The organism is Paenibacillus graminis (assembly GCF_000758705.1).
In the GTDB taxonomy this organism is placed as follows: domain Bacteria; phylum Bacillota; class Bacilli; order Paenibacillales; family Paenibacillaceae; genus Paenibacillus_AQ; species Paenibacillus_AQ graminis.
Map to the genome: position 1 here is coordinate 575,811 of NZ_CP009287.1, position 21,312 is coordinate 597,122.

At 55.0% G+C, this 21,312-nt stretch carries 12 protein-coding genes; 5 read left to right on the plus strand and 7 right to left on the minus strand.

What is annotated here, in order from left to right:
* The first annotated feature begins 98 nt into the window (after positions 1 to 98).
* Together PGRAT_RS02565 and PGRAT_RS02570 are read left to right on the plus strand one after the other, a co-directional pair.
* Positions 99 to 2,000, plus strand: coding sequence for a sensor histidine kinase (locus PGRAT_RS02565; RefSeq protein WP_025707438.1), 1,902 nt, complete (start codon positions 99 to 101; stop codon positions 1,998 to 2,000).
* Entirely contained in the window at positions 1,997 to 3,586 is a 1,590-nt protein-coding gene (locus PGRAT_RS02570) for a response regulator (RefSeq protein WP_042265959.1), read from the plus strand. Before PGRAT_RS02565 ends, PGRAT_RS02570 begins: the two co-directional genes overlap by 4 nt.
* On the opposite strand, the gene PGRAT_RS32955 is transcribed toward PGRAT_RS02570, so the two are convergent.
* Complete coding sequence (locus tag PGRAT_RS32955; protein ID WP_156124047.1) at positions 3,553 to 3,843, minus strand: hypothetical protein; 291 nt, start codon at positions 3,841 to 3,843, stop codon at positions 3,553 to 3,555. The genes PGRAT_RS02570 and PGRAT_RS32955 overlap by 34 nt on opposite strands.
* A gap of 625 nt (positions 3,844 to 4,468) precedes the next feature.
* On the opposite strand from PGRAT_RS32955, the gene PGRAT_RS02575 reads away from it, so the two are divergent.
* The gene (locus PGRAT_RS02575) at positions 4,469 to 5,272 is read left to right on the plus strand and encodes an AAC(3) family N-acetyltransferase (RefSeq protein WP_025705285.1); all 804 of its coding nucleotides are present in this window, start codon (positions 4,469 to 4,471) and stop codon (positions 5,270 to 5,272) included.
* Between the two features lie 133 nt (positions 5,273 to 5,405).
* The gene (locus PGRAT_RS02580) at positions 5,406 to 6,047 is read left to right on the plus strand and encodes a histidine phosphatase family protein (protein ID WP_025705287.1); all 642 of its coding nucleotides are present in this window, start codon (positions 5,406 to 5,408) and stop codon (positions 6,045 to 6,047) included.
* A 144-nt stretch (positions 6,048 to 6,191) separates the two neighbouring features.
* On the opposite strand, the gene PGRAT_RS02585 is transcribed toward PGRAT_RS02580, so the two are convergent.
* The 4 genes from PGRAT_RS02585 to serS all read right to left on the minus strand — a co-directional run bounded on the left by PGRAT_RS02585 (position 6,192) and on the right by serS (position 16,592).
* Positions 6,192 to 7,469, minus strand: coding sequence for an MFS transporter (locus PGRAT_RS02585; protein WP_042265963.1), 1,278 nt, complete (start codon positions 7,467 to 7,469; stop codon positions 6,192 to 6,194).
* 123 nt (positions 7,470 to 7,592) lie between these two features.
* Positions 7,593 to 8,498: an ArsR/SmtB family transcription factor gene (locus PGRAT_RS02590; protein ID WP_162165050.1), complete on the minus strand. Its 906-nt coding sequence runs from the start codon at positions 8,496 to 8,498 to the stop codon at positions 7,593 to 7,595.
* A gap of 795 nt (positions 8,499 to 9,293) precedes the next feature.
* Positions 9,294 to 14,885, minus strand: coding sequence for an S-layer homology domain-containing protein (locus PGRAT_RS31415; protein ID WP_052415682.1), 5,592 nt, complete (start codon positions 14,883 to 14,885; stop codon positions 9,294 to 9,296).
* Positions 14,886 to 15,296: 411 nt separating this feature from the next.
* Positions 15,297 to 16,592, minus strand: coding sequence for a serine--tRNA ligase (serS, locus tag PGRAT_RS02600; protein ID WP_042265965.1), 1,296 nt, complete (start codon positions 16,590 to 16,592; stop codon positions 15,297 to 15,299).
* A gap of 400 nt (positions 16,593 to 16,992) precedes the next feature.
* Here serS and ssuE point away from each other — a divergent pair, with 400 nt between their 5' ends.
* A complete protein-coding gene (ssuE, locus tag PGRAT_RS02605) occupies positions 16,993 to 17,547 on the plus strand; it encodes an NADPH-dependent FMN reductase (RefSeq protein ID WP_025704094.1) in 555 nt (184 codons plus the stop codon).
* Between the two features lie 277 nt (positions 17,548 to 17,824).
* On the opposite strand, the gene PGRAT_RS02610 is transcribed toward ssuE, so the two are convergent.
* Entirely contained in the window at positions 17,825 to 18,856 is a 1,032-nt protein-coding gene (locus tag PGRAT_RS02610; protein ID WP_025704095.1) for a ribonucleotide-diphosphate reductase subunit beta, read from the minus strand.
* A 108-nt stretch (positions 18,857 to 18,964) separates the two neighbouring features.
* The gene (locus tag PGRAT_RS02615; protein WP_025704096.1) at positions 18,965 to 21,298 is read right to left on the minus strand and encodes a ribonucleoside-diphosphate reductase subunit alpha; all 2,334 of its coding nucleotides are present in this window, start codon (positions 21,296 to 21,298) and stop codon (positions 18,965 to 18,967) included.
* Between the last annotated feature and the right edge of the window lie 14 nt (positions 21,299 to 21,312).

Consider the following 21,312-nt stretch of genomic DNA (forward strand, 5'->3'; position numbering starts at 1 on the left):
CTTCTACACAGAATGCCCAATTGCCCGCTGACCGCGGGCTTTTGGGTTATTTTCTTCAAATATAAGGATGTACGTCGGGTGAGGTGTACAGGGCACAGATGAGCATACGCAAACGAACGGGGACCCTATGGAGCTCCTTCAATTATTGGTGGGGACGAAGATCGCTGCAGAGCCGGCTGGTGGCGGCCTATATTTTTATTATTCTGGGTCCGTGTCTGCTGGTCTCCCTCTATTCCTACAGATCGATCAACAATACGTATGTCCGCGATGCCGTGGACAAAAACAGCTATTTGCTGCAAATGGAAAAGCTGCATATTCTCAACCAGATCGAGGCTATGGAGCGGGCGGCGCAGATGGCCTATTCCGACAAGGCGGTCCAGAATTATCTGCTCAATGAGAATGATCCCTCCCTCGGCGAGCTGATTGATTTCAATACGACAACTTTTGTGAATCTGAGCAGAATTCAAATCAACAATCCCAATATTGAGCATTTGCGCCTTTATTCAGGAAGCAGGGAGGTTCACGAACTCTGGCCGATTATATTCCGGGAGGACCGGGTATCCATGGAGCCTTGGTTCCAGCAAGCCTTAAAGCTGCAGGGGCAGGAGCTGTGGTCCTTTCAAAATGAAGACCCTGATCTCATGCAGCGTTATTCGGGCGATCCCCCGAAGGGGCAGCCAAAGGTCTCTTTATTGCGCGAGATCAGCATTCCTGCCGGCCATCATGTCGGGATGATTCAGGTGGATATGCTGCTCAGCCGGTTCACGCCGAAAACCTATACCGATGTGCGCGACAACCAGTCGCAGATGTTCATCGCGGGCGAAGAACAGCAGTTGTTTACACGGGCCGACAATTCTTTTGTACAGGATAATCCGCAGCTGACCGGAGCGGTTGCCGGACGCCTGCGGCAGTATGCGGAGAACGGGGAGTGGGACATCCACTATAAGGAGAATGGCAACTCTTTTCTGCTGATTCATACCCCGCTTACGGAGATCGGCGCTTCGCTGGTGAACGTGGTGTCCATGGAAGGGGTTATGAAGGATATATCGCATACCCGCAATCTGATTATCGGACTCAATATCGGCTTTATTGTGCTGGTTACAGTTATTGCCTATGTGCTGAATGCCTTTATCCTGAAGAATCTGCGCCGGTTGACTGAGACGATGAAAAAAGCGCGCAGAGGGGAAGCGTATACGGGGATCAGTATCCGCGGAGGCGGGGAAGTCGGGGAGCTGGCCCATCATTTCTCCAAGCTGATGAACACGATTAATACGCTGGTAGCCCAGGCTGTGAACAAGGAGGCTCTCTCGAAGGAGGCCGAGCTGCGGACGCTGCATAACCAGATCGATGCCCACTTTCTCTATAACACGCTGGAAAATATTAAAATGCTGGCCGAAATCGAGAACCAGCGGGGCATCTCCGATGCGCTGACTTCGCTTGGCGGCATGATGCGCTACAATTTCAAATGGTCAGGGGAGTATGTGAAGCTGCGGGATGAAATCCGCCATATCGAGAACTACATTGAAGTGATGAATATCCGGTTTGAGTACCCGATTCTGCTGGAACTGGAGATTGATGCTCCTTATCTGGAGCTTGAGGTGCTGAAGATGTCGCTGCAGCCGGTAGTAGAGAACAGTGTGAAGCACGCCTGGGCAGCCGGAGAGGAAGAGCTTCAGAACCGCTCGATCCGCATCCGGATTTCGGAGGCCGAGGGGGATATCCTAATCGCTATCCGCGATAACGGGTTCGGGCTGACCCCGGAACGGCTGACGGAGCTGCACAGTTCCATCTATGCCAAGGAGGAGCCGGGGGCAGATGCTTCAGGTTCCTCAACTGGCGGTTATAGAGGGGGAGGCATAGGGCTCCGGAATGTGCATCAGCGGCTGCAGCTGTTCTATGGGGAAGCCTACGGGCTGGAAGTGCAGAGTCAAGCGGGGGAATGGACGACAGTGTTCATGACGCTGCCCAAAGTTCTTTTGACGGGGGATAGACAGACATGAAAAAGCTGCTGATTATAGATGATGAAAAGATGATCCGTCAGGGCCTGCAGGCCATGATTGAGCGGGAATACCCGTCCTGCTACAGCATCGCTCTGGCGGGGAATGGTGCAGAGGCGCTTGCCCTGTATCAGCAGGAACGCAGAGATATCATCATTACCGACATCCGCATGCCGGTGATGGATGGCATTACGCTTCTGGAGCGGCTGTCCGCGGAAGCAGAGCCCGGCGGGGAAGGGCCGGCGGTCGTGATCTTAAGCGGTTATGATGATTTTGAATATGCCAAAAGCGCGATCCGCTACCGCGTTAAGGATTATCTGCTGAAGCCGATCCGGCGGGAGGAGCTGTTCGGGGTTCTGGAGCAGATCAGCCGGGAGTGGAAGGAGCAGGAGTCCAGCTCCCGGAGGCTTGCGGAGGAGGCTGAGGGCTACCGCCAAGAGCTGCGTACCGCCCGGCTGCGCGGTCTGCTGATGCAGGAGCCCGTGGAGCCGTCGCTGGAGCAGCAGCAGGAACTGGAACGGCTGCCGGTTCCTTTTACGGTTGGGGTGCTGAACTTCTATTATAATGACGGGACACGGATGAAGCCTGGGGAAGTACAAGGGCTGATTGAACGGATGAGCGGACCGCTCTCCGGCCGTTTTACTGAGATTCTGACAGACTGGGAAGGGAAGCTGGTCCTTGTCGGAAGGGGCAAGGAGGCATTCCGGGAGCTGGACCGGCAGGCAGCGGCCAAGGATTTGAACGGGCCGCTCATCGGCATCGGCGGCGAAATGCGCAATCCGGCAGATTTCCGCACAGGATATAAGGAGGCCTGCCGCGCGCTGCAGTATACGTTCCTGCCGCCGCAGGCCAGCCTCATGGACTACGCAGATCTGCGCGAAGGGCGGCTGCAGTTTCCGGCGCCGGAGGAGGAGCTGCGCAAGCTGCTGAACATGCTCGGGACCGAACGCGAGAAGGAAATCAAAAGTTTGCTGGGCGCTATTTTTCAGCTGGAGCATTTGCAGCATTTGGATTTGGCATATCTTGAACATGTGGGCCGCAGCATCAATGAACGGGTGCTGGATGAGGTTTTCCGTTTGCACGGGGAAGCCTCGATAGAGGTGCTGAAGCTGTACCGTACAGTAGGCAATCTGTATAATTTCCGCCATTTTCACGACTATTACCGGACACTTGAGCATTTGCTCATTACGGTGAACGAATATATCATAGGAATTAGATCCGCTCACACCGAGCATACCGATATGGAGGAAGCGCTGGCCTACATTGAGGCGAATTATGCCCGTCCGCTGAATATGGCCATGGTCAGCAACTATGTGTCGCTTAACTATTCTTATTTCAGTGAGGCCTTCAAGGCCTACACCGGAGAGAGTTTTGTGCTGTATCTCAAAAAAGTCCGCATCCGCCATGCCAAAGCACTGCTCTCCGAGAACCGCATCAAGCTGGCCGGTGTCTCCGAAGCCGTCGGCTTCGAGAACAGCAAGCAGTTCGCCCGTGTATTCAAGGAGCTGGAAGGCATCTCGCCCGGCGAATACCGCGCCAAGCTGCTGCTGGAGCGTTACTCGGAACGTCCCGGAGATAAGGAATCGTAAGAAGCCGGTGCCATCAGCCGCTTGGGCTGAGGCAAGGACGCTGCTGCCGGCATTGCGGGGTGAAGCGCCGCTGACGGAGAGCAGCCGTGCTGCTGGAGAGCAGCCGCTGACGATGAAGAGCCGCTGATGGAGAGCAGCCGCTGACGGTGAAGAGCCGCTGATGGAGAGCAGCCGCTGACGGTGAACGCCGCTGCTGGAGAGCAGCCGCTAACGGAGAGCGGTTGCTGCTGGTAGCAGCCGCTGACGGTGATCAGCACTGACGGCTACAATAATGGGCCGCTTGGGGGGCTACGGTAGTGAGAGGTATCTGGGTGACCGGGCAGGAACGGAAGCAGAGGGGGCTCCGCTGGATCTAAGTACCTCTCTGCCCGGAATACAGCAGTTCCGTCTCTAGGAAACGGTTCTGACTGCAACTAACTTTTTGTTAGTGGGAATTAGTACAACTAATTTAACGGAATTGTGCTCATTTTTCGATTTAGGTGGAAAAAGGAAACTTAAATATTCAGCGAACAGCTAATTTAGGGGTATTTTAACGATTACGGAAAATTTAAGTGGACTAATTCCCGCTAAATGCGGATTAAGTTTGTTATAAGAAGAATTAGTGGGAGAAATTCCACCTAATGAGTATGAAATCGAGTCCGAGGTTGGGCAGGATGGGCAGGACAGGATGGGCAGATAGATAGCAGATGTCCTCTAGGCACGGTGATTTTTCCCCGGATGACCGGAAGCTCACTGTGCTGAACAGTTGGGCTGCCCAGGTCTGTTCAAGTCTTCAAGTCTGTTCAAGTCTGTTCGATTCTTCAAGTCTGCAAGGCTCGAGGTATGCTCTCAAATTACAGAGAGTAAGTCCTCAGATATGGAAAGTTGAGGTGAGACGCCCGGGTGGAAGAAGTTCAAGGGGAATTAATTACTGTAGAGACGCTGGCTGCGGATTTTCAGAGGCTGGGTGTGCGCGAGGGGATGACGCTGCTGCTGCATTCGTCTTTCAAGTCGCTGGGGCAGTGGGTGGCAGGCGGACCGGTTGCCGTTATTTTGGCACTGGAGCAGGTGCTTGGGGAAGAAGGGACATTGGTGATGCCGACCCATTCCTCGGACCTGACCGATCCGTCAGGCTGGAGCAACCCGCCGGTGCCGGAAGCATGGTGGCAGAGCATCCGGGAGCATATGCCGGCCTATGACCCGGACCTCACGCTGCTGCGCGGGATGGGCGTGATTCCCGAAACCTTCCGCAAGCAAAAAGGCGTGAAGCGCAGCAGCCATCCGATAAGTTCTTTTGCCGCCTGGGGCAGGCACAGGGATGAGATTATCGATGGGCATGCGCTGGACTATGCTTTTGGTGAACAATCGCCTCTGGCCAGGATTTATGATCTGAAGGGAAGCGTGCTGCTGCTCGGCGTAGACAGTCTCAACAATACCTCTCTGCATCTGGCTGAATACCGGGCGGAGTATGCCGGGAAGCAGGAGGTCACTGCGGGAGCGCCTATGCTGGTTGATGGGGCCAGACAATGGGTGGAGTTCAGGGACTATAACTGGAATTCGGATGATTTTGCCGCGATTGGCGGGGACTTTGGACAAGAGACGGGACAGATTACATATGGGAAAGTTGCCGCAGCACCCGCCCAGCTCATCCCGCAGCGGGAGATCGTGGATTATGCGGTGAAATGGCTGGAGCAGAGGCGGGTGTGACGGAAACGGATCAGGTTGCGTGTGCAGCTGGGAAGAGCAGCTCTTCAGCGCAGTTAGGGGTAATTTCCTGAATTTAGGGAGAACAAATTTGACTTATAACTTATAGGATGAACTATAAAAGGAGTGTGGCCTCTTGACTGTAACAACAGTATTTATAACCCGGCACGGTCAAACAGAATGGAATGTCCAGAACCGGATGCAGGGGCATCTCGATTCACCGCTTACCCCGCTTGGCGAGCAGCAGGCACAGTGGCTGAACGCGGGGCTGCAAAAGGAGCCGCTGGATATCGTATACTCCAGCTCAAGCCCAAGGGCATTCCGGACGGCGGAGATTATCCGGGGGGAACGGGACATCCCGCTAACTGCCTGCGATGAATTCAAGGAAATCGGCATGGGGGTCTGGGAAGGATGCGACTCCGGCGATATCGAAGCCCGGGACCCGGTGCAGCACTTTAACTTTTGGAAGGACCCGGAGGAATTCAGGGTGGAAGGCAGCGAGAGCTTTGCCGGTGTGCAGAAGCGTGCGCTGGACAAGCTGCAGGAAATTGTGGCCGCACATGAGGGGCAGCGCATCCTGATTGTTACCCATACGGTGGTTATTAAAGTGCTGATGGCTTATTTTGAACAGAGGGCCATGGAAAAGCTATGGGATCTGCCCTATATTTATCCTACCTGCCTGTGCCGGGTTGATTTTACGGACGGAATGGCGGAGATCCTGCTGCACGGGGATACAAGCCATTATGTGAGAAGCACGGAAGATGAACTATTTGATTAGTCCTAAATAGATCCTGTTTGCTTAAAAAGCTTCAGCCGCAGGCGATACTCCGAATGACACGGGTATCGCCTGTTTGGTATGGGGAATATGGATCGCCCCGAATGCGGGCGGATCAAGGCAGTCCCTGTAGCCCCGTGGCCGGGCTTACCTTTTGGCTAAAACGCCTGGAGCCACGGCGGGCGGCCTGCTGTTCTGCAAATGTCTGGCTTCAAGCATCGACAGGTCCCCATCAAGCATCCGGAGGCCGGGGAGAAGCAGGGCGGTTCCGGCAAATACAGCCGGCAGCAGTCCTGCAGCGAGAAATAAGGCAGATATGCCATAGGCCTCGGCAATGGCCCCTCCGGCAAAAGCGCCTAAGGGCGTCAGGCTGCCGCCAATCAGAAACCGGATGGAATTCACCCGCCCCTGGAGATTCCCGGGAACCAGACGCCCGTGCAGGGAGGAGCTTAACGAACCGAAGAAGGGTCCCAGGGCACCGGATACAAATACGGCAGCAAGCGCGAAGGGGAAGCTGGGGACCAGCCCCCATATGGATGTGATGACTCCGATGGTGCCCAGACTGCCGAGCATGACCAGGCGCCTGTGTGTAATCTCGCCCAGCAGGGAAATCACACCAAGCCCAGCCAGCGTTCCCAATGCCGAAGCTGTGGTGAGCGTGCCCATGGCTGCGGCATCGCGGTGGAGCACCTCGCGCACATAGGGAACCATCATCGTCCAGACGGCGATGGAGCTCAGATTGCTGACCGAAGCCATGAGCATAATGGTGAACATTGCCGGGAACTGCTTGTAGAAGGTGAAGCCTTCCGCAATTTCACGCATATATGCGGTGAGGGTGAAGCTGCCTGGAGCTGTATCCGGCTTGGGCAGCTTCGGCAGGCAGAGCAGCGTGGCAATGGCGGCGGTGTAGCACAGCATATTGATGCCAAGGGCCGGCAGCGCTCCGCTGGCGGCAGTAATTACACCGGCCAGCGCAGGCCCAAGCAGCGCCGCCGCTCCCTTGCAGCCGTCGATGACGGCGAAGGCGCGCACCAGCTTCCGGCTATCTGCGACGCCGGGAATAACAGCCATCGCCGTGGGCATGAACAGCGCGGCGCAGGCGCCGCTAAGCCCGGCTGCGGCGAACAAATGCCAGAGCTGGAGCTGGCCGGCGAGGCCCATACCCAGCGGCAGGGCAATGGCCAGCAACCGGACGGCGGCCAGGCAGGCCATGAAGCGCACGCGGGGCAGCCGGTCGGCGAGCGGCGAGCCGATTAAGCGAAGCAGCAGCTCCGGGATGCCGGAGCTGAGTGCCAGCGCGCCCATGGCCAGCTTGGAGCCGGTCAGCTCGTAGACCAGCCACTCCATCGCCAGCAGGCCAAAGGCATCCCCGAAGGCGCTCAGAGAAATCGTGGACAACAAACCATAGTAGCTGCGTTTCAGCATGGGGAAATCACTCCTTTTTCACGTATCCCCAAGCCAGGCGCTCAGGCCACAAATGGGATATGACCGTTAAGCGGCGGTTCATCCGGGGGATTGCTCGTTTACCGCATAATCGTCTGCTCCTGCTCACTTCTCCATATAATCGGCAATCTGCTGCGGCAGACCGTTCAAGGCCTCCATACGCAGGCTGTAGGAGGCGCTTTTGCCGCTGGTATGGACAATGACTAATCCAGCCGAGCGCAGTGTGATGAGATGGTAGTGGATCGTGCTTTTGGACAGGCCAACCTGCCGGACGATTTCAGTGAAGCCCAATTGCTTCCCAGCCAGCAGACGGAGAATGGAGAGCCGTGTCTCATCGGAGAGCGCCCGGGTTAGCCTCAGCAGCGAAGGAGCGGGCCGCCCTTCCTCCGGAGGCAGCGCGTCACAGGCATAGCTGGTAAAAACAAATTCATCATATAACGAAGAGGTCACCAGCGGGCGGGCATGATACTGTGGGATCAGTATGATGTGCTGCAATAGTTCGCCGGGGTACAGCCGCATTCCCTGTGTCGCCTGTTCGTAAACCTCCAAAGCATTCGTACCGTTCAATCCGGCCCGTCTGGTGTCTGCCTCCCGGCTCAGCGAGTCTAAAATGGCGGGATCAATTTCACGGAAGTACTGTTCATTCCATTCCCGCAGAACCACGGAAGCTTGGCTGCGCATATCTGTGAGATTGGACGGAACCGTTGATCCGAAGCGTGCGGTAATTTCGAACAGCTCTCCCGGAGAGAGACCGTCGAACCAATCCAGGAAACCAGATACGGTACGGTCCCCGGTGCAGCTCCAAATGTATGGGGTGAGCGTGAAATCGGAATAATCCCTGTAGAACTCCTGCATGTTCCGAAGCTGGGCCGTGGTAAATTTTTTCTGGACCTCCTTAACCCAGAGCTTGCCGGACTCCAGAGCGTTATGATTCTGCTTGCCCAGGAAGGCAGTTAAACTGGTGAAGCATTCATACATAGGAGCAAAATCCACTTCTACCTTATAATTCATGTGCATTCCTCGTTTCCTTATGATTGCGCCATGCAGGCGTTAGGGGAGGCGAAAGGCGGAATTCATATACAGCAGCGGGTGCTGGCCGAAGTAGCTCACCATTACCAGAACTTTAAATATTTAGTTCTATAAATATAGAACTTTAATTTAGTTTATTATAAACGAACTAATTTACGATATCAAGGATGTCGAACTAAGTTCCGGAAAATAAATTATAGCCCACTGGCACATATGACACCGTTTTTCAGTTATACAGACACAGGCAGAGGGGGCTTGTTGATAGGGAGCTTGGTGATAGGAGCTTGTTGATAGGGAGCTTGTTGATAGAGGGCTTGGTGATAGAGGGCCTGGCGATAAAGAGGTTTGCGTTAAAGGGCCGGGAGGATCACAGGGAGCCGCAGGTAAGTAAAGTGGAAATAGTACAGTTAAATAAACGTAAAAACTTCCTAAAGAAGGAATAGTGGGAAAAAGTAGAGTTAATTTGAGCATATTCACGGGTGGGCGGGTAAATTGGCCAGATTAGTTGCCCTTTTTCCACTAACGTTTGCGGGGAGAGGGATAAGGAAGATTTAGGTTTACTTTTTCCACTTAAGGTTGTTACCGAACCGGGCAGATCCAAGCAGGGGGGACCGGGGGAATGGGGGACATTACCTCACCCTGGCAATCACAGTTTACAGGATTTTTAAGCGATCTTAAAACTAAAACGGCTGCACTGTCCTGTGAAGGATGGTGCAGCCGGTTTGTTCCATTGACGATGAGCTTCCTGCCTCGCAGGAACTCTTGACTCCGATAGTGTTAATTGATAAATTGAAGCGACTTCAGGGTCTTCTCCAGCATCGTTGCTGCTTCCGCCCGGGTAGCCAGCGCCTGCGGTGCGAACGAGCCGTCCGGTCTGCCCTGAATGATGCCTTCAGCAGCAACTCCGGCTATAGCGGTCCGGGACCAGGCCGGAATGACGGAAGCGTCGCTGAATTTAGCCAATGCTGCAGGCTCGCCATTCAGGGATTTGCCCGTGTACTTCATGGCCTTGGCCATAATTGTGGCCATCTCCTGGCGGGTAATCGGGCTGGCCGGCTTGAAGCTTCCGTCGGTATAGCCTGTAATGAGGCCTGCCGCGGCTGCTGTCTTCACAGCATCCGTATACCAGGTATTTGCCCCCACATCACTGAAGGTGATTCCGCTGCTCATGGACGCAAGTCCGAGGGAGCGGGTAATCAGTGCGGCGAATTCCGCACGGCTTACCATCTGCGATGGCTGGAAAGTGGCAGCGCCCGTGCCGGTAATAATCAGCTTGGAGGCCAGCAGATCAATGGATGCTTTAGCCCAGTGTCCGGTAATATCTCCGAACGTCTTACTTGATTTTACGACGGTATAGAAGCTGTTGCTGTTACGTTTGATCGTAACTTCGGTGGTTCCGTCAGGCTTACCGGAGAAGACGGAAGGCACGAAGGACAGCTTGCCGGTGGCCGGATCAAACGATACAGCGGTCGAACCCAGCGGGTTCAGCACTCCTGGTGCAGTAAGGGTCCGCTTCACATAGGTGCTGCCGAAATTGTTCAGCGAAACGCTGCTGCTTCCAGCCTGTGCTGTAACTGTAAACTCCATTACGGGTGCAGCCAGGCTAAGCGAGCCGTTCTGGGCTGCAAGAGCCTGATTCAGACTGCTGAGTGTTGAAGCACTCGCCTGCAGCAGGGACACGGTTACGGTGAAGTTGCTGGTGCCGAGTTGGGCGGCCAGCGCTGTTCCGTTCAGTACACTGAGCGGGAGTGAATAAGAAGCTCCCCCAGGGGTCGTGAACGTAAGGACGGCAGCAGGATTCGAAGCTGCCTGCTGTACAAGCACGCTGCCCGGAAGCACCACCTGAGCTCCGCCGCTTGAAGCGGTGAGCGGGATCACCAGCTCACTGGTTCCGTCAGGCAGGGCCGCCAGTCTGCTGGTCAGATCTGCTGCGGTGATCGTCGTCACCTGCGGCGGAGCCAGCGCAGAGGCGGTTGCGCCAGGCGTTGGCGTTGGTGCTGCCGTTGCCGGTGTGCCGCCACCTCCTCCCGATGGGGTAGTCGGAGTCGGTGTTGGTGTTGGTGTTGGTGTTGGTGTAGTTGAAGGAGTAGGCGTCGGGTTAGGGGTTGTGCCCTTCAGATCCGTAATCCGTCCCTCAACCTTGCTGTTAATTGGATGGTGCAGCTTCAAATAAGATAAGAGAACCTCAAAATCCGGAAGACCCAGCTCATAATAACGCCCGTCGGCCTTAGCTCCAGCCAGTGCGCGGTAGAAGTCACCGCCTCCGGCCATGAAGGAGTTGGTGGACAGGAGATAGTAAGCATTCGGATCAATCGCCAGATAAGAACCATCCGCCTGCCGGATTTCCACAGACACTATGCGTTCTCCGGCCTGGGTGACCTGACCGGTCAGCGAATCTACAATTTCCGGTTTCTTCGTGGAATCATACGTATATTTCATCCCGGAAACCTGTGCAAAACGGCCCTGGTCGGAGCTCAGTCCGCTGACAGAGTTCTCCAGGGAGGAGATAATTTCCGCACCGGTTACTTTAAGGGCGACCAGACTGTTGCCGAACGGCAGCGTGGTCAGCACTTCGCCCATCGTAATGTCACCTTTGTCGATGGCTGCGCGGATACCGCCGCCATTCTGGATAGAAACAACGCCTTTGATGGAAGCGAGATCGCCTGCAGATACGAAGTTTGGCATCAGCTCTCGGACTTTCTCTGCGATGCTGTCGGCAATCATGTTGCCGATTGGGGTTTCTTCCTGGCGTACAACCCGGACGGACTTGCCGTCGATCATGCGGTTAGTATAAAGGTCGACGTCTGAGTATCCGACGACGGTGTTGCGTACGGTGGCAAGTTTGGCATCATAAGGAGCAAGCAATTCTTTAGCCCTGCTGTCCTCACCGAACAGATTCACGTCAAGCAGCTTGCCGTTGTAAGCAAGAATTTCGCCTTCTTTGTCAAACGTTACATTCAGTTCACCGAGGAACTGGCTGTATTCACCAGTCTGTACGATCAGCACATTTTTACCGGTGCCGGCGTTGACGATTGGGGTCGGGGGATTATCGATCTTCGTATGCGAATGTCCGCCCACGATGATGTCAATTCCCGGTACAGCTTTGGCCAATTCCTGATCTACAGTGTAGCCCAGGTGGGTGACGGCGATAATTTTGTTGATGCCCTGCGCTTGCAGCATTGCTACTGTATTTCTGGCACTTTCCACATGGTCCTTGAAGCTGATGTGATCTCCCGGCGAGGACAGCCCAACGGTATCCTCAGTGGTCAGGCCGAAGATGCCGACCTTTTCACCATAAACATCCTTAATAACAGAAGGATAAATGTGGCCGTCTTTCGCGGTGCTCTTGGTCTCGTCGGTTTCAAGCGTGCCGATGGCATCGTGATAGAGTTCCGCCAGCTCGCTGCCCTTTGTCGTAAAGTCAATGTTTGCGCTCGCGAACGGGAATTTGGCGGCGGTCACGAAGTTCTTCAGGACTTCAGGCTGCTCCTTGTTCAGATCGAACTCATGGTTGCCGAACGTCATCGCGTCATAGCCGATATTGTTCATGAACTCGATGTCGGCTTGCCCCTTGAACTGTGTGAAATACAGGGTTCCCGAGAAAACATCGCCTGCATCCAGGAGAACTGTGTTGCCTGTCCGTTCACTGCTGATGGCCGAGGTCCGCTTGGTGATATTCTCCAGATGACCGTGCGTATCGTTGGTATGCAGGACACGCAGGTTGAAATTTTCTGTGCCAAAATCAATTTGCGTCAGCAGCGGATCATGATCGCTCACGCGTCCTTCTTTCTCATCAAAGTCGGCATTGATATGCACAATGTCCAGTACCGATCTGTCCGCCAGCTTATTGTTGACCAGCATATGATCCAGCGTCTGGGAATTGCCCTGGTATACGTAGGAATAACGCTCTCCCAGCGGCAGGGTGTCGACCAGGTTGGTCAGAGCGCTGCCTTTCAGAATCTTTAAAGTATTCGAGAACTGGAAGTCGTTCAGATCGCCAAGCACAACAAGATTAGCGTCGGGATTCTTGGCCAGCACGCCGGAAACGAAACCGTTCACCACGGCGGCAATTTCCGCCCGCTGGGCTTCACTTGGCAGAACCGGAGGCTGGATGCCGCCGTAAAGTGCGGAATCTCCCGTCTTGGAGTTGAAGTGGTTGGCAATGACCATTACCTTTTCATTATTGAAGATGAATTCCGCTGCAAGCGGCTTCCGGGAATTGGCGAACGCGGGATTGGTTGGATCAATGCGCCCCGGATTCAGGCTGAGTCCGCCATCCTTGGTATAGGCTACCGCAGTGGTGGCATCGCCCTTAGTGCCTTCCGCCAGCTGCACGCGTTCAGTGTTGTAGATAAATCCGGCACGGATATTCCCGCCCGGCGCACCGCCGTCCATATTATTCACAGGAGCAATATCGGTAAACGCATAGGTTGGACCACCCTGTTTTTTAATGGCATCAATCAGTGCTTTATAGCTATCGGTGGCATCAACGGTTCCGGTATTCTCTCCGCCGTCATTGTCCTGAACCTCCAGAAGGCCGATGATATCCGGTGTGTTCAGATTAGTCACGATGGCCTTGGCAATATTCTCGATTTTGGTGGAGCCGCTTTTTAAGGAGAAGTTTTCCACGTTAAAGGAAGCTACCGTCAATTTGTCTGCTCCGGCTTTCAGAGGGGTTGTCTCCCGCTCGATAGAGGTTCCTTTGTCGACCTCCGGCAGAGCGCCTTCCGGATGCACCTTGAAATTGCCGTAGTCATAACCGAGGACACCGGTGATGTTTCCTTTAAATAGCTGTCCCGTTCGAACCGGCGTGCTTGGCTGGGCGGCGATCAGAATACGCTGGGGATTGAAGTCTGCTCCAGTTAGTACCAGACCGCCTGCAGGTGAAGAGACTTCGGTTGTACTGGCGCCGTTGTTCACAGTAACCGGAATTTCAAAATCGAAAGGCCCGATAATCTTCGGGGTGTTGAGCTGAACGCGCATCCCCTCCAGACTCTCATAGAAATCGAGCGCATATTTGGCCGGGTCAAGCTCTTTGTTCAGCCCTGCAGAAATCGTAGTGGCCGGAATTGCGCGCCCGCCCGTTCCAATAAACGTGGGTGCAGGGAGCGGGTTATTGCTGGACAACACGGTTGCCTGAGTCGCCGCAATTTCAGTGGTCAGCAGATCAGTGGCATCTGCATATCCGCTTTCTTTATATTCCTTAACCCATCCATCCACAAGAACGGAATCGGCTGTGTTCACCTTGTTGCCCGGCAGGTAGACCATAATCGCCTCGGAGGTCCGGGGATCGCTGTCCGGCGTTGCCGTTTGAATGTAGAACGTGCTGCCGCTCTTGTATGTGACAATCCCCGCCACATCCTTCACGAGCTGCCCTGCATAGGTCGAGGATTGGACAGTGCCCTGGATCTTGGGAATCGTCAGTCCGCTGACGGCTTCCTTGGTGGTATAACTGAATTGGGAGAGGCCGCTGTCCGTTTTGCCTTCTTCCGCAGAATAAGCCTTAATCAGTACGGTATCATCCTGGAGCAAAATAGGAGTATTGTAGACAGCATAGTCTTCCAAAGCACTGGTGCTGCCGTCAACGTACACGCTGTAATATACGCTTGCCGTTACACTGCTTGTGCTCAGGGACAGCTTCGTGCCCTTGGGCACCGTCTGCCCGGAGGCGATGGATGCAGAGACCGCCGGAGCCTTGGTGCTGTCCGTACCGGAAGTACGGGGTTCCGGTGCCTGTACTGTGAAGTCGGAAAGGTTCCTGTCCGTATCCAGTCCGCGGTTGCCATCAGGGAGCAGGGCGGAGGAATTGCGCACGGCTGCGGTGGTGTTGGAGAGGGCTGGAGCCGGGCCAGCCCCTTCAGTACCCGGGGTGCCTTCATATTCACCGGCTGATCCATAGCCGACCAGATCGGCCCGGGTACCGGAAGCATCGAGCAGTTCAACTTTGCCGTTCGTGCCGCCCATAGCAATAACGGCATCGCCTTCGGCGATTAGATTGGGAGCCGGAAGATCGTCAGCACCCCCGGTGCCGGCGGCTTCCTGAATCAGGAAGTATCCTCCTGCAGGAATACTTCCGCTGAGCGGGGTGAACAATTTGGCGTTATCACTAAAAGAGCCAGAGGCGGAAGCATACCTCACTTTCCAGCCGGTCAAATCAATATCTGTATCCGTAGGGTTGTACAGCTCGATGAAGTCATTTTTGTACTTGGCTCCAGAGTTGCCTCCGCCGCCATACACCTGGGAGATCACGGGAGCGCTGTTATCCGTTGCCGCTGAAGCCGTTGGAGCTGCAGGCAGGGCCATACCGGCGACCAGCATAAATGAGAGCGCTGCCGACCACCATTTTGTTCGCCTTGAGGGAATGTTCATTTGATACAATCTTCTCCTCTCTAGATACGATATTGTTGTAGCCTTCTCCCAATCTATCATTTGCAGATTAAATGAGAGATTGTCTAACGTAAATATATAGTAAACAATGGCTGTTTAACATCAATTTACAAGGAAAATTGTCATAATGCACAAAAAAACTATGAATTTCTCCTGCTCAGGCCGATGAAGCAGCTGAATAGGTAAATTCATAGTTTTATAGCTCCTGTGAGGCGAGTTGAAAGCTTATTGGTGTGTTGGCTGTGTTAGGTTAAATGAAAGCCATCTCCTTCTGGCTATTCGGCAATTTTACTCCTATCCACCGTTACTGGCTCCGCATGAATTAACCTGCTGAAGAAGTCCGTGCCCCCAAAAAAGCCCCGGCCGCTTTATGGCCAAGGCTCTGTCATGCAATTATTCCGCTGCCGGCGCAGCAGCGTGAAGATACTCACGCCCGTCCATATACTTGCGCAGTGCCTTCGGTATATAGACCGAGCCATCCTCCTGCTGGTGATTCTCCAGCAGCGGAATCAGAATCCGCGGCGTGGCCACAGCGGTATTGTTCAGGGTGTGGCAATAGTGCAGCCGCCCGTCTTCATCGCGGAAGCGGATGCCCGAGCGGCGGGCCTGAAAATCCAGCAGATTGGAAGCTGAATGGGTCTCCCCATAGGCCCCCCGGCTGGGCATCCAGGTCTCAATGTCGTATTGCTTGTGCGTCTTCAGCGCCATATCCCCGCTGCAGACGGCCACTACGCGGTAGGGCAGCTCCAGCAGCTGGAGGATATGCTCGGCATTCGCCAGAATTTCCTGCAGCAGCTGCTCCGAGACTGCCGCATCACTCTTGCAGATTACAACCTGTTCGATCTTCGAGAACTGGTGCACCCGGTACAGGCCGCGTACATCGCGGCCTGCCGAGCCGACCTCGCGGCGGAAGCAGGCCGACATTCCGGCCAGCCGCAGCGGTGTATCCGCCTCGACGATTTCGTCGCTGTAGAGCGAGACGAGCGACACCTCCGAGGTTCCGGCCAGCCAGCGCTTTTCTCCATTCAGCTCATAGGTCTGGTCCATCCCTCCCGGGAAAAAACCGGTCCGCTCCAGCGCCTCCGGGCGGACAATAACCGGCACGTCCATCACGGTGAAGCCGCGTTCGGCCAGCACATCCAGCGCCAGCCGCTGCACGGCAAGGTGCAGGTACAGACCCGCGCCCTTCAGCACGTAGCTGCGCGGTCCTCCGGCTTTGACGCCGCGCGGAATATCGATGATGTTGTGAAGCTCGCCGAGCTCCACATGATCGCGCGGCGTGAAGCCGAAGTCCGGCAGACGGCCGTATCGCCGCAGCTCCACGTTCCCGCTGTCGTCTGCGCCAATCGGCGTGTCAGCCGATACCGGATTTGGCGCAAGCAGCAGCAGCTCGCCGCAGCGCTGCTCTGCTTCGGCCAGATCGGCTTCCAGCTTCGTAAGCTGAACGTTGATCTCGCGCACCTGCGCCTTGGCTGCTTCTCCGGCAGCGGCCTCTCCCTGGCGGAGCAGGCGCTCGACCTCCTTCGTCAGCCCGTTGCGCTCCGCACGCCGCCGCTCGGTCTCCCGGCGCAGCTCCCGCCGTTTATCGTCCCATTCCAGGAGATCCTCCAGCGGGAAGTCCACCTTTTTCCACGCCGCCGTGTTTCTTACAAGCTCCTCATTGTCCCTGATCCAGTTCATGTCCAGCATGCCGCTTCGCTCCTTTTTGTCTTATAAAAATACAAAAAACGCCCTCATCCATGGGACGAGGAGCGTCAGCTCGCGGTGCCACCCAGGTTGACCGAATCCTCTGAAATCACAGCAGGACAAGGCCCTCTTTGGTCTTCGCGGTAACGGGCGAAACCCGGTAAACTTAGGGAACAACAGAATTGCTCCGGTCGCAGACGCCTCACGGTTGGATGCCGCTCATTGGCCTGATCGGGATGTAGTATTGCCGCTTATTATAGCTTAGGATGTTGCCGGGTGCAAGAGGCTGTTTTTGTTTGACAATATTCCTTGTGCTCTGCTAGGATTATTACTAATTTAAAGGGTTTTTGCCGGAAGTAGCGGCAGGAGCATATTGTGGATAACGAACGGAAGAGGTGGAAAAGTGGCTAAAATAGTTGTCATCAACGGAACACCATCCCTGGTCTCGCGGGTGAATGCAGTTATTGAATATGCGGAGGCCAATTTGCGCGGGCGTGGATTTGAAGTGGAGCGGATCAATGTGGCCGAACTCCCGGCTGAGGATCTGATCCATACCAAATTCGAAAGTGAAGCCATTGTCAAGGCTAACGGCCTTGTAGCTGAAGCCGATGCAGTAATCGTGGTCAGCCCGGTATACAAAGCTTCTTATACGGGGGTCTTGAAGACTTTCCTGGATCTGATCCCGGAAAAAGGGCTGGCCGGCAAAATCCTGCTTCCCCTCTTTATGGGCGGCAGTCTGGCACATCTGCTTACCATTGAATATGCACTGAAACCGGTGCTGTCCGTACTGGGGGCGCGCCATATCCTGGGCGGCGTGTACGCGGTGGACTCCCAGGCTGTGCGTAATGACCAGGGTGTCGTCGAACTCGCCGGCGAACTCAAGCTGCGCCTGGACAGCGTCCTTGCGGAGCTGGCGGAAGAGACGTCGCACAAGGCAGCGCGTAAATCTGCAGAGTAGCTGAACTAGAAAGCGCCGCCTAAGGTTTCTTGGCACCCCTGTCTACATTTAACGTGAGTGTTCTGCGGCATCCCGACAGTATCGGTGTTGTTTGGACTCTATAGAATAGGCCAACAGAAACAGTAGACGGCTGTACGCTGCGCAGCTTCCACGGCTCAGCGATAGAATCAGAAAAGCCCTTTACTGCCGGGACTCCGGCGGTAAGGGGCTTTTGATAAATGTAGGAATTTATAAGGTTGTGGCGAAAATCTGCCTGCTCACGAAATGCAACAGCTCCTTACAAATCGTCGAACCCGTTGTCGTCGCCCACCTTGCCGTAGTTGCGGGACTTGGCTTCGAAGAAGTCGGTTTTGGTCGCGTTCAGCGCTTCGTCGGAGAAAGGCTTGATCCATGGCATGCAGTTGACGTCTACGCCGCTGTAGGCTTTTTCCAGACCCATCAGGGTGAGGCGCTTGTTGGCCGTGTATTTAATGTAGTCACTCAGTTCGTTCATATCAATCCCGCGCACGTTGGTCAGCGTGTAGTGGCCCCAGTTGGTTTCCAGCTCTACGGCGCGGTCGATGGTGCGGTAGACATAATCCATATTTTCTTTGGTATTCAGCTCAGGGAAATCCACCAGCAGCTGCTTGAACACTTCAGCAAAAAAGTAGCAGTGCTGATTCTCGTCACGCTGAATGTAGGAGATCATCTGGCTGGTTGCCATCATTTTCTGGTCACGGGCCAGGTTATAGAAGAAGGCAAATGTACTATAGAAGAAAATTCCCTCCAGAATCAAATCAGCCACCATCGCCCGAAAAAAAGTCTCCTTGGACGGCGCATCGCGGAACTCCTGATAAATGTCCGAGATGAACTGGTTGCGTTCCAGCAGCACCGGATCATGCTTCCAGTATTCAAAAATCTCCTTCTGCTCGCTCTCCGAGACAATGGAAGAAAGGACGTAGGAGTAGGACTGGTTATGCACAACCTCCTGCTGCCCGATGATGGCCGAAATCGCCTCCAGTGAGGAGTCGGTAAAATAACGTTTCACATCGCCTACGAACATCGTCTGCATGGAATCCAGCACCGCCAGCAGGGCGATGTTGATCTTGAACACGCGCTGCTCTTCCGCTTCCAGCTGCGGGAACTGCTGCGCATCCTTCGACATCGGGATCTCATCGGCGATCCAGTGGTTCAGCAGCAGCACCTTGTACAGCTTGTACATGTGCGGCATGCGGATATCGTTCCAGTTCAGAATCCCTGAGCATTCCCCGTCGATGATTCGGGTGGATTGGTTCGGGGCTTCGGTATTAAAAATCTTTTGCAGTTGCATTTTGTTTCCCTCCTGTATTTTGCGTGAAGCTAATCTTCTGTAGTGGTTTACCCATGAAAAAGGTGACGAACAAATCACCGGTTTTTTCTGTTCAAGGCACGAAGACAATTAGCTCGCGCAAGACTCACACTCTTCAATCGTTAAGGCACGGCTCCGCACATAATACGTCGACTTCAATCCGCCCTTCCAGGCGTTCAGGTGCAGGTTCAGGAAATCGGTGGCCTTGATGTCCGGCGTCACGTACAGGTTAAAGCTCTGGCCCTGGTCAACATGGCGCTGGCGGGCCGAGGCCATGCGGATGGACCAGTTCTGGTCGATCAGGAACGCCGTTTTGTAGTACCAGATCGTCTTCTCGGACAGATCCGGTGCCGGATTGGCGATCTTATAGGTGGTTTTCTCCTCATAGGAGAGCAGCTCATACAGCGGATCGATGCTGGCTGTGGAGCCGGCGATGATCGAGGTCGAGCCGTTCGGGGCAATCGCGAACATCCAGGCGTTGCGCACGCCGTCCGCAGCCACTTGCTCCTGCAGCTCACGCCACTGTTCGGTGGTCACGTATTTGCCTTCCTGTTCGCCGCTGGTATAGCCGCGCGAGGTGAAGTAGGCCCCGGTCTCCCAGTCGGAACCGGCGAACTTCGGATAGCGGCCTTTCTCGCGGGCCAGCTCCATGCTGGAGCGTACTACCAGATAGTTGATATGCTCATACAGATGGTTGTTGTATTCCACGGCTTCATCGGACTCCCAGCGGATGCCCTCCAGTGCCAGCAGGTGATGCAGGCCGAAGGTGCCGAGGCCGACCGCACGGTATTGGCTGTTCGTGTACTGCGCCTGCAGCACTTCAATATTGTTGATATCGATGACGTTGTCGAGCATGCGGACCTGAATCGGCACCAGCCGCTCCAGCACGCCTGCCGGAATAGCACGGGCCAGGTGGATGGAATTCAGATTGCAGACAACGAAGTCGCCGGGAACCTTCGAGATCACGATCCGGGTCTGTCCGTCCTTCGTAACCAGCTCTTCACTCTCAATAACCGTTGCCGACTGGTTCTGCATAATTTCTGTGCACAGGTTGGAGGAGAATACCATTCCCTGGTGACGGTTCGGGTTGGAACGGTTGACCGTATCGCGGTAGAACATATATGGCGTGCCGGTTTCAAGCTGGGATTTCATAATCCGCTTCATGATGTCGATGGCCGGAACCGTGATGCGGGAAAGCTCCAGATTGGCGGTGGCTTCGGCATACTTTTCCCGGAATGAGCCTTGTCCCAGCTGTTCATCATAGAAATCCTCCAGACCCAGCGCGCGTCCTTTGGCATCTTTCCAGCCCATCACCTTCTTCACTTCATGCGGGCAAAAGAGATTCCAGTGTCCCCGTGCTTCCACAGCCTCCATGAACAGATCGGGCAGGCAGACGCCGTGGAATACGTCATGCGCGCGCATCCGCTCGTCCCCGTTGTTCAGCTTGAGGTCGAGGAAGGCGAGAATGTCTTTATGGAAGACGTCGAGGTAGACGGCGACGGCGCCTTTGCGCGTGCCGAGCTGATCGACGCTGACCGCGGTATTGTTCAGCTGGCGGATCCACGGGATAACGCCGGAGCTGGTGTTCTTGTGGCCGCGGATATCGGAGCCGCGGGCCCGCACCTTGCCGAGGTAGACGCCGATGCCTCCGCCCATTTTGCTGAGCCGGGCCACATCGGTATTGGAGTCGAAGATGCCTTCGAGCGAGTCATCCACGGTGTCGATGAAGCAGCTGGAGAGCTGTCCGGCGACCTTTTTGCCCGCATTGGACATAGTAGGGGTGGCAGCAGTCATATAAATGTTGCTCATGGCCCAGTAGGCCTCTTTTACCAGCTCCAGACGTTTCTCTTCAGGCTCTGTATGCATGAGGAACATGGCGATAACCATATAACGCTCCTGCGGCAGCTCCATGACACGCCCGTCAAAATCATGAGCCAGATAGCGGTCCGAAAGGGTCAAGAGGCCGATATAATCGAACAGCAGGTCGCGCGTGTGATCGATGCAGCTGCCCAGCTCCTCAATCTGCTCCTTGGTATAGTGGGAGAGCAGCTCTTCGCGGTAGATGCCTTTTTTCACCAGATCGGTAATCAGCGGGTATAGCTCGCCGTAAGGCTCCTCCGGGTAAGCTTTGTAGCGGCGGTTGACGGCTGCTTTTTTGTACAGGGAGGTCAACAGGGAACGCGCAGCGGCGAATTTCCAATCCGGCTCTTCTTTGGTAACCAGTTCAAGCGCGCTCATCGTGAAGGCATTGCTGATCTCTTCTCCGCTGACCTCTTCACGGCGCAGCTTGGACTGCACACCGCGCAGCAGGGTTTCTTTGCTTAGCTGATCCAGGCCTTTCAGGATACGGTCGGCGTACACGGAGAGACGGATTTCATCAAAAGCCAGTTGGCGGTTGTCGGGTTTCACTACGAGCTGTGGCATAAGTTCATACATCC